This window comes from Mesorhizobium sp. M0496 (assembly GCF_040321205.1).
In the GTDB taxonomy this organism is placed as follows: domain Bacteria; phylum Pseudomonadota; class Alphaproteobacteria; order Rhizobiales; family Rhizobiaceae; genus Mesorhizobium.
On the sequence record NZ_JAMYRC010000008.1, the window covers coordinates 1 to 13,522 of the forward strand.

Sequence of the window (13,522 nt, forward strand, 5' to 3'; positions counted from 1 at the left end):
ACTTGCAAGCAGGGGGCCGTCCACATATGAGCACCGGAAGCGCAGAAAGCCGTCATTCGCAGGCCGGCATCACCTGAATATCGACGTGCCTAGACGAAGAGGTCGACCTTCTGGAATGTCGTCACGTCGATCAAGCCGACATCCGAAATCCTCAGTTCGGGAATGACGACCAGGGCCAGCAGCGAGTGCTGCATATAGGCGTTGTTCAATGAACAGCCCATCTTGCGCATCGCCTCGGCGAGCTTATCGGCCTTGGCGGCGACGATTTCAGCCCGCTCGTCCGACATCAGCCCGGCGATAGGCATTTCGACCAGCGCCAGTTCCTTGCCCTTGGAGAACAGCACGACGCCGCCGCCGACCTCGCCCAGACGGTTCACGGCCAGCGCCATGTCCTGCTTGTTGGTACCGACGCAGATGATGTGGTGGGCGTCATGCGCCACGCTGGACGCCATGGCGCAGTCAGCCATGTAACCGAATCCGGAGACGAAGGCGTTGGTGACGCCGCCGGTGCCTCTGTGGCGCTCGACCAGCGCGATCTGGCAGACATCGTTGCGGCGATCCATGGCGACCAGCCCGTCCTCGACCGGCAGATCGGCCTCCAGTGCCCGCGTCGGCGCCTGGTTCTCGATGACGCCGATGACGCGCACCCGCACCTCGTTGGCGCCCTGGGGAGCCACGATGTCGAAGTCGCCGCCCTTCAGCTTCTTGCCGAGCTTGACGGTGTTCTTCGCCGTCAGGGGATAATCATAGGCCGGAATGTCGATTTCGAGCTTGCCGCCCTTGGCCAGCCTGACACCGCGTGCATAAACTTCGTCTATGGTCATCGCGGCGAGATCGGAGACGATCAGCAGGTCGGCCAGCCGCCCCGGCGCGATCGAGCCGATCTCGCGCTCCAGCTTGAAATGCTGGGCGGTGTTGAGCGTCGCCATCTGGATCGCCGTCACCGGCTTCAAGCCTTGGCTGATGGCGTGGCGCACCACGCGGTCCATATGGCCTTCATGGACCAGCGTGCCGGAATGGCTGTCGTCGGTGCACAGGATGAAGTTGCGCGGGTCGATCCCGCTCTCCGTCACCGCCTTGATCTGCGAGGCGACGTCATACCAGGCCGAGCCCAGCCGCAGCATCGCCTTCATGCCCTGGCGCACACGCGCAATGGCATCCTCGGCGCGCGTACCCTCGTGGTCGTCTTCCGGGCCGCCGGCGACATAGCCATGGAACGGCAGGCCGAGATCGCGCGAGGCATAGTGGCCACCGACCGTCTTGCCTGCCTTGACCGTCGCGGCGATCTCGCCCGACATGACCGGGTCATTGGCGGCGACGCCGGGAAAATTCATCACCTCGCCGAGCCCGATGATGTTTTCCCAGGTCATCGCTTCCGCCACATCGGCAACCGTCAGCTCGGCGCCGGCATGTTCCAGCCCCGGCGCCGAAGGCACGCAGGACGGCATCTGCACATGCACGTTGATGGGCATGGCGACGGCCTCGTCATGCATCAGCCGCACGCCCGGCAGGCCCAGCACATTGGCGATCTCATGCGGGTCGATGAACATCGAGGTGGTGCCGTGCGGAATGACAGCCCGGCAGAACTCGGTCACCGTCACCATACCGCTTTCGACATGCATGTGCGCGTCGCAAAGGCCGGGCACCAGATAGCGCCCGCCGGCGTCGACCACCTTGGTGACGCCCTGGCCGATGGCGTGGCTGGCATCAGGCCCGCAAAAGGCGAAGCGCCCGCCGGCAATGGCGATGTCGGTGCCGGCGATGATCTCGCCCGAATGGACGTTTACCCAGCGGCCGTTGCGGATGACGAGATCGGCGGGTTTGCGCCCCATGGCGACATCGACCAGATGCGTCGCCATCTCGGTCCAGGGTTTGGGTTTCGTCGCATGCCCCGACGGCTTCTTTGTCATGAAAGACTCCTGTTTGCCCGACTGTGCCAAGCCGATGTGGTTTTGGCCAGCGCCGAACGGTCTTTGCTACTGTCGATCAACGGATTACGCCGTCTTCACCACATATTGGTCGCAGTCGGAAATGGAATTCCGTTTTGTGGCAAATCAGGTTACCCTTCCCGCAAGGACATTTCTGGATCGCCATTTCGGGGAGTTCGATGCGTCGCCTGGTGGTCGCAAGTGCCGTTTTTCTTGTCGCTTCGGCCGTGCCGGCTTTTGCAGCCGACCAGATGGTCGACGTGCCGATGACGGCGCCCGGCTTCGACTGGACGGGCTACTACGCCGGTCTGCAAGGCGGCTATGGCTGGGGCCGATCCGATATATCAACGACGGAAGGCGCGCCGTTTTCCATCACCCCCGATATTGATGGCGGCTTCGTCGGCGGCCATGTCGCCGGCCTGTGGCAGTTCGACCAGGCTGTGCTCGGCGCCGAGGCAGACCTCAACTATTCCTCGATCGAAGGCACGACGGAATCGGGCCTGGGAAGCACATTCGGGACCGACATCAAGTGGTTCGGGTCGGTCAACGCCAAGGCGGGTTACGCCATGGATCGCCTGCTGATCTACGGCATTGGCGGCGTCGCCTTTGCCGGCATCGAAACCTCGCAGGTCGCGGGTCCGGCGTTCGCCAGCACGCGCACAAATATCGGCTGGACCGTGGGTGCCGGCGTCGACTACGCGCTGACCGACAAGTTCGTCGTCGGTGCGCAGTATCGCTACTATGATTTCGGCTCCGAGCACTACGACGTGGCGGAACCCTTTAACGATCGCGATCAGAACGTGAAGCTGAACACGGTCGGCATCAATTTGAGCTACAAGTTCTGAACCAACCCGTTGTTGTAGCGCTGAAGGCCGGGACGGACTTCGGGGGGAATTGGGGCGGCCGGCGCTCCCAGTGGGCGGGGGAATGGGTTGGGCCTGAGAGGCGCCGGCCTTGGCGGATCAGATCCGCCGCACAAACATCATATCCGTGCCCGCAGCGCCGATAATTCCGTGATCGCGCCAGTATCACCAAGCCGGCTGGTTTGTTCGCGCGTTCGCCAAGGCCCAAGAACACGACTTGACGGCCTGTGTCTGGCGTCTGAAAAGGGCTGGCCTGCGGACGTGGCGGAATTGGTAGACGCAAGGGACTTAAAATCCCTCGATCTCTGATCGTACGGGTTCGATTCCCGTCGTCCGCACCATATTGTGCCCCACGGCCTGTCGACGGTCCTTGGCGCCGGTGATCTTTCACCCCGTTGATCTGAACGGCAGGACTAAGGTCTTGGCTGCCTCAAGCAATGGTCCGACGCAACCGCTTGAGGTCGGTCAATGTCCATTAAACGTTCCGTCTTTCGGCGAATACGCATATACAGTTCTGCTGGAGAGGAACGCGATTCGATGGTCACTGACTACTATGAAATTCTGGAAATCAGCCCGAACGCCAACTCGGAAACGATCGAACGAGTATTTCGTTATTTTGCTATGCGCTACCATCCCGACAATCGGGACACCGGCGATGAAGCGCGCTTTAGCGAGATCGTAGAGGCCCACAATATTCTCAAAGATCCGGTCAAGCGCGCGCAGTATGACATTCGACATAAGGATCATGCGAACTTTCGCCGCGAGTTGGCAGAAGAAGCCACCAACACAAAAGGCTTTGAAAAGGACGTCGTCATTCAGGCCAGGGTGCTCTCGCTCCTTTATGTGAAACGGCGGCAAGACGTTAATAATCCTGGCATTGGCGATACAGAACTCGAACGCTTGTCAGGCTGTCCGCGTGAACATCTCGAGTTTCACCTCTGGTATATGAAAGCCAAGGGTTGGATAGGCAGGGTCGAGAACGGAACGATCGCGATCACCGTAGAAGGCATCGATCGCGCCATCTCCGAAGATACTGGCCCCACCATCAGACTGCTCGAACGTGATCTTCATGGCGCCTGATTAGAAAGCCCGCCGCCCCAATCTCAATTGCGCGGCAGAGACGCTCTGACCTGCTCCAAGGACTGCATCTGGCGTCCATCGGCAAAATTGTCGGGAGATAGCCAAGTCAGGAAGGCGCCCTCGGCGACGGTCCATTCCCGCGCCAGGAGGGAGTACATGCAGATGTCGCACGGGCGCCCTTTCAGGATGAGACTCTCGCGCAATATACCCTCGAAGACGAAGCCCAACCGGTCGGCCGCTCGTCTGGATTTCGCATTGGCTGTGGTGCAGGTCCATTCCAGGCGGCGATAGCCCAGATCGTCGAAGACGTGCCGCATGATGAGGAATAGCGACTCGCTGGCAGCGACAGTCCTCTGTAGGCTGGGCGCGAAAAGGATGTAGCCGAGTTCAATCACCCGATGCGCCGGCCTTGCCTCCATCAGGCAAAGCCAGCCGACAGGCCCCCTGGCGGTGCGTAGCGTCAGGAATGCGCGCGACTGGTCGCTGAGCAGATCCTCGACATGCGCGCGGAAAGACTCAACCCTGTCGAACGGCCCCATCTTCATCTCGGCCCAGATCTCGTCGCGTTCGCCAGCATGGGTCAGCCGGAAGATTTCGTCGGCATCTTCGCGGCAGAGCGGCACGAGGCTTATATGGTTTCCCGTCAACGTTACTGGCCTGGGTGGGCTCGCGCTGCCGGCTGCTTTCGACAGTTCCTTCCATCTGTCTTGCTCAGCCATATTCCCTCCCCCGCCGATTGGCGCAGACCTTGGAACCCGAGCTCGACCACAAGCGCGGCTTTCCGCGTGCGGGGCATTCAACCTGACCAGTTCAGAAAGGCCAGAATAAAAGGGGGCTTGTAGGGTCAATAGCCGGCCGTGCGTCCGAGGCTTCAGATGGTCGCCGGAAGACCAGATAAATAACCAAGCCGCCGTAACCGACCTGCAGGACAACCAAGGTGAGAATTGCCCACCCAAGCGACGCCCAGACCGACCCGGCCTCCAAGTAAGCCCAGATTGCAACGCCGATCGTCGTTGCGGACATTCCAATCAGATATTGCGGAAAGTACATCTCTTTTCCCAGCCCACTCCAGCCTGTCGCCGGCGCCAATCAATTAAGTTGTCAAATAGAAAACCTTCACGCTCACCTCGAGAACCCAGACCAGTAGCCGCAAAGGGATGAATGGCCAGTGCGGTTGGCTTAGGGGTCTAAGGGGGCCGCACCGGCCATCGCGGGTGGGGTTTGGGCTTCCCCCGCGCCGATCAATCTAGATATATATTAGAAATCACGCAAATAAGAATCTTGATACCGATGAGACAGCCCTGCCAACGGGTCCAACGGCTGCCTTGGACCCAAGTCAAGCCCGCATCGGGTTCAGCTTCAAATGCTGGATCAAAATAATCGTCTTGGCGTCGATGATGCGGCCATCGGCAATGCCGGCCAGCGCCTCGTCGAGCGGCATTTCCAGAACTTCGATGTCCTCGCCTTCGTCCGCCGCGCCACCGCCGGCCGAGATGCGGTCGGCGGGCGAATAACGGGCGATGAAGAACCAGAGCCGTTCTGTGACGCTGCCGGGGCTCATATAGGGCGAAAACAGCCTCTCCACGTTCTGCAGCCGGTAGCCGAGCTCCTCCTCCGCCTCCTTGCGGATACAGGTTTCCGGATCGTTTTCATCCAGCAGGCCGGCACAGGCCTCGATCAGCGGTTCGCGGTGGCCGGTGACGTAGGCGGGATAGCGGAACTGGCGCACCAGGAGCACGGTCGAACGCGAGGGATCGTAAGGCAGGATCACCGCGCCATCGCCGCGATCATAGGTCTGGCGCACCTGCGTCTCCCACTGTCCGTCACGCCGGCGGTAGTCGAGAACGGTCTTCTTCAGGACGGCCCAGTCGTCGGAGAGGATTTCCTCCGAACGGATGCGAACGCGATCTTCCATCATGGTCTCCATGCTCTTGGTTCATGCATGTCGTTCTCCCAAAACCGGGGCCACTTTTGGGCGACATGCATTGGCGGTCGAGGCGTAGCCGCGAACCGGCGTTTCGGCAATGCCGTCAGTGATTGGTCCAGAAGCCGTTTCACCGCCTCGTGTCTGGCGCAGACTCGATCGGTTGCCTAAATAGCTGCTAACCCTCCCCGGAGTTTCTCATGACCGCATCGCTTTTCCAGCCGATCACCCTCGACGGCCTCACCTTCCCCAATCGTATCGCTGTCGCACCGATGTGCCAGTATTCGGCCGAAGACGGCTCGGCCAGCGACTGGCACCTCTACCATTGGATGAACCTTGCCATGTCCGGCGCCGGCATGGTCACGGTCGAGATGACCGATGTCGAGCGCCGCGGGCGCATCACGCATGGCTGCCTCGGCCTTTATTCCGAAGACAATGAGGCCGCCGCCCGCCGGGCGCTGGATGCGGCAAGACGCGTCGCCGCTCCGGGCACGAAATTTGGCACGCAACTGGCCCATGCCGGCCGCAAAGCCTCGAACCGCAAGCCGTGGGAGGGCGGCGGACCGCTGCAGCCAGATGAGGACCCCTGGCAGACCGTGTCGGCCTCGGCCATTGCCTACGACACCGGCTGGAACGTGCCGCGGGCGCTGGAGGAGAAAGAGATCCTGCAGCTCATCGAACGCTTCGCCGAGGCGGCAAGGCGGGCCGAACGCGCGGGCTTCGACTTCCTCGAACTGCACGCCGCGCATGGTTATCTGATCTTCCAGTTCCTGTCGCCATTGTCCAACCAGCGCACCGATCGCTGGGGCGGCTCGCTGGAGAACCGCATGCGCCTTGTCGTCGAGATCGCCAAGGCGGTGCGCAAGGCAACGCCAAAGCTGATGCTCGGCGCGCGGCTGTCGGTGAAGGATTGGGTCGATGGCGGCTTCGACGTCGAGGACGCGATCGAAGTCGCGAAGGCACTCAAGGATTTGGGCGTCGCCTATCTCTGCTGCTCGAGCGGCGGTAATTCGCCGTTGCAGAAATTGCCCACCGGCCCCGGCTACCAGGTGCATCTGGCGGAGGCCGTGCGCAAGGGTGCAGGCATTCCGACCCGCGCGGTCGGCCTGATCGATGACCCGAAGCAGGCCGAAGCGATCCTCACTGAGGGCCGCGCCGACATGGTGGCGCTGGCGCGCGCCTTCCTGGCCGATCCGCGCTGGGGATGGCGTGCGGCGGCGACGTTCAGCGAGACAATCCACCCGGCGCCACAGCTTGCCCGTTCGGTGACCACGATGCAGCACTGGATGAAGGCGGCGGGCTGATCAGCCCGTTCTCCTGACACCGGCACAGTTTGCCCCGCTTCAATTCTCGCCACAAACTGCTACGTTGGGTGAGGCTGCGGCGGGCGCGGCCGGGCTTGGGAGGAAGTCATGCCATTGAGGGCATTCTTGCCGGTTGCAGCGCTAACCGTCGTGGCCGGACTTTGGATCGGCACATCGACGCCGGCCGGTGCACAATATTGCGAGGGCACGGTGCACGGCCTGTCCGGCCGCTACAATCTGGCGACCGGCAGCGGCTTTCTCGCCGTGCGGACACGGCCGAACTCGTCGTCGCGGATGATCGGCCAATTGTTCAATGGCGATCATACCGAGATCTTCGACCGGCGCGGCAACTGGTATCAGGTCGAAATCGGCGGCCGGACCGGCTGGGCAAACGCCCGCTGGCTGCGCAACGACTGCGGTTACTGAGCGGCTGTTTTCGAGCCGTTCCCGGTCAGATGGCAGCCTCCAAACAGGCTCTGAGACGTTTGGGCGCAGGCTGAAGGCCACGTTTGCAACCAAATCGGCTGCTTTGCGTTGCGGCCATGATGGATAACAAACCTTTTGAAGTGCCGGTGGTTGTCGAACTTGGCCATGTCGGCAAATATCGCCATATCCGCAGCGCCCAGGAGGCCGCGGAATGCCTGATGACCGTGTGGCCGCTCAATCGCGGCCCGCGTCATCGTGATGCCCTCGACACTTGCCTCAAAGTGCTGGAAGGTTATCGTTCGACAGCGGATGCGCGCCGGGCGCTGATTGAAGCCGCCAAGGAATCGGAAGTGCTGGTGCCCGACGACAAACTGCCCGACGACCGGCTGCATTGAGCAGGCGGGCCTTTCAACTGGAGGTTTTCATGGCGAAGCTGACTTACAAAATCGTCGAGCATGACGGCGGCTGGGCCTACAAGGTCGGAGCAACCTTCTCGGAGACGTTTCCCACGCATGAGGACGCATTGCGCGCCGCCGAAATCGCTTCGGCCGAGCAGCAGGTCGCCGGAGCCACGGACGGCATTCAGTACGAGGACGCCGAAGGCAAATGGCATGAAGAACTCGCAGACGGCCGGGATCGGCCGCAAACAGAGGTTTCCGAGTAAGCCTGGGATCTCCAGTTAATTTTTGGCGGTATAGAGCGGGGCGCCAGCCGCAGACGTCCGGAGAGGAAACGCTCCGCAGCCAGCAACCGCCCGCGTGGCCTTATTTGCCGCAGTACTGATCGTTGACGTTCTGCCCGGCATTGGCGTCCGGACCGGGCGTGTTATGGGCACATGGTCCAATCCCGCCGGTGTTGCCCATGGTGTTCAACCCGGAGCCGTCTGCATTGATGCTACCGGTGGTGTTGGGATCGACAGTCGTCTGGTCTTCATTACCGAACAGCCACCAGTTGTGACGGCTGGAATATGTGCTGTCCGACGACTGCGCCATCGCCGATGTGGCGAGGCCGATCGTCAGGACGGATGCTGCGAGAAGTTTTGTGTACATTTTGAATTACTCCATATCTTCGTCGTCTTGGGTGCGACGCGGGCAAAACCCGGCAATCAGCCGAATGGTTCCTTGAAATTGTTGTGAAGCCGGTTTGATGTCGGCTCGGAAAACGCACGCGCCGCAATGCGTTTGATGAAGGTAATGCTCCGTTCGGGCTCATTGAATTGCGGCATGTGGCCGAGACCGTCGACAGATTCGAAATCAAGTGTTTCGATTTCGCTCTGCATTGGCTCGCCGTGGGTACGGATATCGACAACGCGGTCGGCCGTTCCGAAGAGAATGCCGGCCGGCATGGCGATCTCGCCATAACGCTGCTCGATGCGGCCGAGATCCTGTTCGACTGCCACGACATCCGACGACGTGGCGTAGAAATGGGCTGGCCTCAGCCCGAGCCATCCACCTGCGTCGACCATGTAATCGGCAGGAAAAGCCTGCGGCGCGAAGATGAATTCCATCGTCGGCCGCGCATATCGGAGACTTGTCGGTATCGCCATGGTGTAAGCCGTGATCCAGCGCCGCAGGCGCGAGGGGATATTGAGCAAGCCGGACTTTTCGCGCATGCCGGCTTCCAGATGGGTCAATGGCGCCAAGAGCGCGATGCCGGAAATCGCCTCGGGGTGCTCCACGGCCAGGGTCAGCGCGACGGCGCCGCCCAGCGAGTGACCGACCACCAGCGGCCTTTCCAGCCCCAGGGCTTCGATGAAGCGGCGTACGATCTCAGCCTGTTCGGGCAGCCGGCCCGTAGCGCCGCGCGCCCGCACCGAATAGCCCGACCCTGGTCGATCAAGCGCGATCAACCGGTAGCCCGGGCCGAACCGTCCAAACAGAGTGTGCCCGAAATGATGGAGTTGGGCACCAAGCCCGTGCACGAAGACGATCGGCCGCCCTTCACCCTGATCGACATAATGGATGCGGTTGCCGTCGATCTCGATGAATTTTCCGACCGGCGGCACCAGCCTTTCGGCCTTGGCGGCGATCCACAGCGTCGCCAGCACCAGACAGGCGATGACAAGGACTGCCAGCAACAACAGCACGGCCAGCAGCCACGACAGAATCGACAACAGCATTGTTCACCCGGACCAGAGTCTGGTTGAGCTTAGCCGCATCCGGCGCCGCTGCAACCTTGCATCGAAACTGTGGCCCAGGGACCCGTCGACAGGTCGATTTGCGCTGACGCGGCAGCCCGCCGGGCATTCAATGGATATCTGGGAGTGTTCACCGTTCCGGCGGCATTGCCGCCGCCGCCGCGCCGCGCTATCTCAGGCCACCGTCATGCCGGAGCCTTCCATGCCTGAAATCGTAACAGCCGCCATGCTCGTCATCGGCGATGAGATTCTGTCCGGCCGAACCAAGGACAAGAACATCGGCCATCTCGCCGATATCATGACGGCGATCGGCATCGACCTGAAGGAGGTGCGCATCGTGCCGGACGAGGAAGACGAGATCATTGCCGCGGTGAATGCGGTGCGCGCCCGCTACACTTATGTGTTCAGCACCGGCGGCATTGGACCGACGCATGACGACATCACGGCCGATTCCATTTCCAAGGCTTTCGGCGTGCCTTGCGAATACGATGCCAAGGCCTACGCGATGCTGGAGGCAAGCTACGCCGCGCGCGGCATCGAATACACAGAGGCCCGCAAGCGCATGGCGCGGATGCCGCGCGGCGCCGATCTCATCGACAATCCGGTGTCGGTTGCGCCCGGCTTCCGCATCGGCAACGTCCATGTCATGGCCGGTGTGCCGTCGATCTTCCAGGCCATGCTCGACAACGTCGTACCGACGCTGAAGGCCGGCACGAAAATGCTGTCGGCGACCGTGCCCTGCCCATTCGGCGAAGGCCTTATCGGCGGGCCGCTGGGCGACATCCAGAAAGCGCATCCGGACACGATCATCGGCTCCTACCCGAAATATGGCGATGGCAAATTCTGGACCGAACTGGTCGTGCGTGCCCGCAGCCAGGAGGCGCTGGATGCCGCACGTGCCGATGTCGAGGCCATGGTGGCCGGGTTCGCCAGCAATCCCGGCTGATCTGGTCCACACCGGAACCAAGCACGACGCTGCAACGTTTCCTCGGTGCGAGTTCGGTAGCTCGTAAACTGAGGGATTATCATGCGATTCAAAACCATCGTCGCCATTCTGCAGAACGAGCAGGACGCGGAGCGCGTGCTCGACTGCGCCATTCCTCTCGCCACCCGGTTCCAGAGCCATCTGACCGGTATCCATGCCGAAACGCTTCCGGTGCCCTACACTTCGGCCACGGGTTTTCCGGACACTGAATTCCTGCAGGTTTCGGCCGACATGAACCGGGAGCGTGCCGAAAAACTGCAGGCGACTTTCCTCAGACGCATCGAGGATTCCGGCCTGTCCTTCGAGTGGCGAAGCCTGGAGAGCTTTTCGGGTGACAGTGCGCTGACCGGGATTTCGAGCGTGCGCGCCGCCGATCTGATCATAGCGGCGCAGCGCGAGACGGGCGGTGACCCGAGCGCGGATGTCGACACGCTGGTCTATGATGCGGGCCGGCCGGTGCTGGTGGTGCCGCATGCGGGTCCGCTGGTCACCACCTTCAAACATGTGCTGCTCGCGTGGAACGGCAGCAAGGAGGCGGCGCGCGCCGCCTTCGACGCGCTGCCCTTCATCATCGAAGCCGAGAAAACCGACATATTGGTCATCGACCCGCCTGAAACGCTCGACGACAGCCCGGAGGCCGCCGGCGCCGAAATCGCGGCCGCGCTGTCGCGCCACGGCGCCAACGTCAGCGTCTCGGTGCAGCAGTCGGGCGGCAATTCGATCGATGACATCATCCAGACCAGGATCGCGGAGACCGGCGCCGATCTGCTGGTGCTCGGCGCCTACAGCCACTCATGGCTGCGCCAGCTTCTGTTCGGCGGCGTGACGCGCAGTGTGCTGCGCACCGCGCCGGTGGCAGCCTTCCTGTCGCGCTGACGCATGTCACTCATAAGTGGCTCCGGGCTTGAGAAAACGACATGCATGGCAACAGAGACTTGAAGCGCATCGCATGAATTCGTTTCGACGCGACGCACTTGAAGTCCACAGCGATTGCTCAGGCCTGCTCTTGCCAAGCCCCTGCTCTTGCCAAGAAGGGGGCTTTCCAGCTAATTCCGCGCGCATTCCCCTGTTTTCTTGCGCGCGATCCCCGCGTGCTGCGGAGTGCGCGACATGTCCCTTCCCGAAAAAGCCTTTCCGGTCTCCTGGGACCAGTTCCATCGTGATGCCCGCGCGCTCGCCTGGCGGCTTGCCGGCGCCAACAAGGGGCAGTGGAAAGCGATCGTCTGCATCACACGCGGCGGGCTGGTCCCAGCGGCGATCATCTCGCGCGAACTCGGCATCCGGGTCATCGAGACGGTCTGTGTCGCCTCCTATCACGACTACACCAGCCAAGGGCAGATGCAGGTTCTCAAAGAGATTACACCCACCCTGCTGGTCGATGACGGCGTCGGCGTGCTGATCATCGACGACCTGACCGACACCGGCAAGACGGCGGCCATCGTGCGCGCGATGATGCCGAAGGCGCATTTCGCCACCGTCTACGCCAAGCCGAAAGGGCGGCCACTGGTCGATACTTTCGTCACCGAAGTCAGCCAGGACACCTGGATCTATTTCCCATGGGACATGGGCTTCACCTACCAGAAGCCGATCGCCGACGACCACGCCGGCTGATTCGCAACAACCTGCCTGTTACAGATCAGCAACTTGCACCGGGCATTGTTTGCTTTCGCAAATGGGCCCGACAGGCCAGATATTTTGCGAAATCGACGTCTACTGGCGGAAATCGGCGTGACGAATGAAATTTTTTACTTTTATTGCTGACAATTAGCCGTAAGATTCGTGAGACGGCAAACGATTCCGGAGGCTGGGGCTAGCTTCTTCGATGTTAACGAGGCCAACGACGCACAATCATCTGGCCGAAAGGGTCCGACGGCTCTTCGGCACGGCGCCGTGCCGCCTGCAGGTTGCCGCCTTGCCCTGGCGCGATACCGGGAACGGTGTCGAGATCATGCTGATCACCAGCCGCGATACCGGGCGTTGGGTTATTCCCAAGGGCTGGCCCGAGGCCAGGGAGCCGCTCTGCGAGGCCGCGGCGCGCGAGGCCGGCGAAGAAGCCGGACTGCGCGGGAGTGTCTCTCATCTCGAAGCCGGCCGTTACTTCTACGCCAAGGTGCTGGCTTCCGGCGAAGAAGTGCCGTGCGAGGTTCTGGTGTTCCCGCTGCACGTCGACAAGGTCGCCGACCGCTGGAAGGAAAAACACTCCCGCACCCGCAAATGGGTCAGTTCCAGCGAAGCGGTGCGCATGATCAACGAACCCGACCTTTGCCAGATCATCGCCTATTTCTGTGCCGATCCGCACAGCTTCCCCTGAAGGGGCATTGAACGGCCGCGGCGGCGCGCCTCAACGTGAATGCTTTGCTAAGGAATCACGGGTACGGTTCGGCAGCTCTGGTATTTTCATCGATGGCGAACCCTGCAAGTCCAATTCCGAACGAACCCGGCGAGCCCCAGCGCGAGCATCGTCCGCGTGTGCTCAAGGGCGGGTCGATCATCACCGGAATTTCGAATTCGGAAGTCGGTTGCACACTGCGCAATCAGCACGAAGGTGGCGCCGAACTGAAGGTACCGCTCGAAGCCCGGGTTCCCGATCGCTTCCTTCTCTATGTGCCGCTCGATGGCATTGCCTATCGATGCGAGGTTCGCTGGCGGCGCAATGACCGCCTTGGCGTGCAGTTCACCGGCACCGAGCCAAAACCCCGGCTGCATTACGGCTGATCCTGCCGGGGCTTGGGTGGCAAGCTTGCGCCTCGGTCCTCCTCGCAATAACTTGGCCTTGCCACAGCCCCGTTGCCCCTGGCGGCAAATCGCGATCGCCGCGCCGAATTCTATCCCCGTTATCCACATATGTGACACACAAGATGTTGGGGTCACAAAA

17 protein-coding genes and 1 tRNA gene are annotated in these 13,522 nt (G+C 61.7%); 12 read left to right on the forward strand and 6 right to left on the reverse strand.

All coding sequences use genetic code 11. From position 1 onward, the window contains the following. Window positions 1-89: 89 nt before the first annotated feature. Complete coding sequence (gene ade, locus NKI73_RS09940) at window positions 90-1,910, reverse strand: adenine deaminase (RefSeq protein WP_352629018.1); 1,821 nt, start codon at window positions 1,908-1,910, stop codon at window positions 90-92. A gap of 197 nt (window positions 1,911-2,107) precedes the next feature. Here ade and NKI73_RS09945 point away from each other — a divergent pair, with 197 nt between their 5' ends. The 3 genes from NKI73_RS09945 (at window position 2,108) to NKI73_RS09955 (ending at window position 3,871) form a co-directional block, all read left to right on the forward strand. Next, a complete protein-coding gene (locus tag NKI73_RS09945; protein ID WP_352629020.1) occupies window positions 2,108-2,773 on the forward strand; it encodes an outer membrane protein in 666 nt (221 codons plus the stop codon). A gap of 273 nt (window positions 2,774-3,046) precedes the next feature. Further along, a tRNA-Leu gene (locus NKI73_RS09950) sits at window positions 3,047-3,132 on the forward strand. Between the two features lie 196 nt (window positions 3,133-3,328). Next, a complete protein-coding gene (locus tag NKI73_RS09955) occupies window positions 3,329-3,871 on the forward strand; it encodes a DnaJ domain-containing protein (RefSeq protein ID WP_352629022.1) in 543 nt (180 codons plus the stop codon). 23 nt (window positions 3,872-3,894) lie between these two features. Here the strand turns inward: NKI73_RS09955 and NKI73_RS09960 are convergent, their stop codons facing one another. From NKI73_RS09960 to NKI73_RS09965, 3 genes are all read right to left on the reverse strand, one after another. Beyond that, the gene (locus NKI73_RS09960; RefSeq protein WP_352629024.1) at window positions 3,895-4,590 is read right to left on the reverse strand and encodes a GNAT family N-acetyltransferase; all 696 of its coding nucleotides are present in this window, start codon (window positions 4,588-4,590) and stop codon (window positions 3,895-3,897) included. Between the two features lie 91 nt (window positions 4,591-4,681). Then, window positions 4,682-4,921, reverse strand: a complete 240-nt coding sequence (locus NKI73_RS33625) for an exopolysaccharide production repressor protein (protein WP_502899406.1) — start codon at window positions 4,919-4,921, stop codon at window positions 4,682-4,684. Window positions 4,922-5,207: 286 nt separating this feature from the next. Then, window positions 5,208-5,786, reverse strand: coding sequence for an NUDIX domain-containing protein (locus NKI73_RS09965; RefSeq protein WP_352629026.1), 579 nt, complete (start codon window positions 5,784-5,786; stop codon window positions 5,208-5,210). Between the two features lie 209 nt (window positions 5,787-5,995). On the opposite strand from NKI73_RS09965, the gene NKI73_RS09970 reads away from it, so the two are divergent. The 4 genes from NKI73_RS09970 to NKI73_RS09985 all read left to right on the forward strand — a co-directional run bounded on the left by NKI73_RS09970 (window position 5,996) and on the right by NKI73_RS09985 (window position 8,189). Next, on the forward strand, window positions 5,996-7,099 hold the full coding sequence (locus tag NKI73_RS09970; RefSeq protein WP_352629028.1) for an NADH:flavin oxidoreductase/NADH oxidase: 1,104 nt from the start codon (window positions 5,996-5,998) through the stop codon (window positions 7,097-7,099). A 108-nt stretch (window positions 7,100-7,207) separates the two neighbouring features. Beyond that, complete coding sequence (locus tag NKI73_RS09975) at window positions 7,208-7,525, forward strand: SH3 domain-containing protein (protein WP_352629030.1); 318 nt, start codon at window positions 7,208-7,210, stop codon at window positions 7,523-7,525. Between the two features lie 116 nt (window positions 7,526-7,641). After that, window positions 7,642-7,920 carry a DUF982 domain-containing protein gene (locus NKI73_RS09980; RefSeq protein WP_352629032.1) on the forward strand — a complete coding sequence of 93 codons (279 nt, stop codon included), beginning with the start codon at window positions 7,642-7,644 and terminating at the stop codon, window positions 7,918-7,920. 29 nt (window positions 7,921-7,949) lie between these two features. After that, window positions 7,950-8,189 carry a DUF2188 domain-containing protein gene (locus tag NKI73_RS09985; protein WP_352629034.1) on the forward strand — a complete coding sequence of 80 codons (240 nt, stop codon included), beginning with the start codon at window positions 7,950-7,952 and terminating at the stop codon, window positions 8,187-8,189. Window positions 8,190-8,289: 100 nt separating this feature from the next. Here NKI73_RS09985 and NKI73_RS09990 read toward each other — a convergent pair whose 3' ends face one another. Next, window positions 8,290-8,574, reverse strand: a complete 285-nt coding sequence (locus NKI73_RS09990; protein WP_352629036.1) for a hypothetical protein — start codon at window positions 8,572-8,574, stop codon at window positions 8,290-8,292. A 56-nt stretch (window positions 8,575-8,630) separates the two neighbouring features. After that, a complete protein-coding gene (locus tag NKI73_RS09995) occupies window positions 8,631-9,644 on the reverse strand; it encodes an alpha/beta fold hydrolase (RefSeq protein WP_352629037.1) in 1,014 nt (337 codons plus the stop codon). A 220-nt stretch (window positions 9,645-9,864) separates the two neighbouring features. Here NKI73_RS09995 and NKI73_RS10000 point away from each other — a divergent pair, with 220 nt between their 5' ends. The 5 genes from NKI73_RS10000 (at window position 9,865) to NKI73_RS10020 (ending at window position 13,362) form a co-directional block, all read left to right on the forward strand. Continuing rightward, window positions 9,865-10,608, forward strand: coding sequence for a competence/damage-inducible protein A (locus NKI73_RS10000; protein ID WP_352629039.1), 744 nt, complete (start codon window positions 9,865-9,867; stop codon window positions 10,606-10,608). An 81-nt stretch (window positions 10,609-10,689) separates the two neighbouring features. Further along, on the forward strand, window positions 10,690-11,523 hold the full coding sequence (locus NKI73_RS10005; protein ID WP_352629041.1) for a universal stress protein: 834 nt from the start codon (window positions 10,690-10,692) through the stop codon (window positions 11,521-11,523). A 234-nt stretch (window positions 11,524-11,757) separates the two neighbouring features. After that, a complete protein-coding gene (gpt, locus tag NKI73_RS10010) occupies window positions 11,758-12,258 on the forward strand; it encodes a xanthine phosphoribosyltransferase (RefSeq protein WP_352629043.1) in 501 nt (166 codons plus the stop codon). A gap of 211 nt (window positions 12,259-12,469) precedes the next feature. Further along, window positions 12,470-12,958 (forward strand): NUDIX hydrolase, encoded by a 489-nt coding sequence (locus NKI73_RS10015; protein ID WP_352629045.1) that lies wholly within the window; start codon window positions 12,470-12,472, stop codon window positions 12,956-12,958. A 92-nt stretch (window positions 12,959-13,050) separates the two neighbouring features. Continuing rightward, window positions 13,051-13,362 (forward strand): PilZ domain-containing protein, encoded by a 312-nt coding sequence (locus NKI73_RS10020; protein ID WP_352629047.1) that lies wholly within the window; start codon window positions 13,051-13,053, stop codon window positions 13,360-13,362. The last annotated feature ends 160 nt before the right edge of the window (window positions 13,363-13,522 follow it).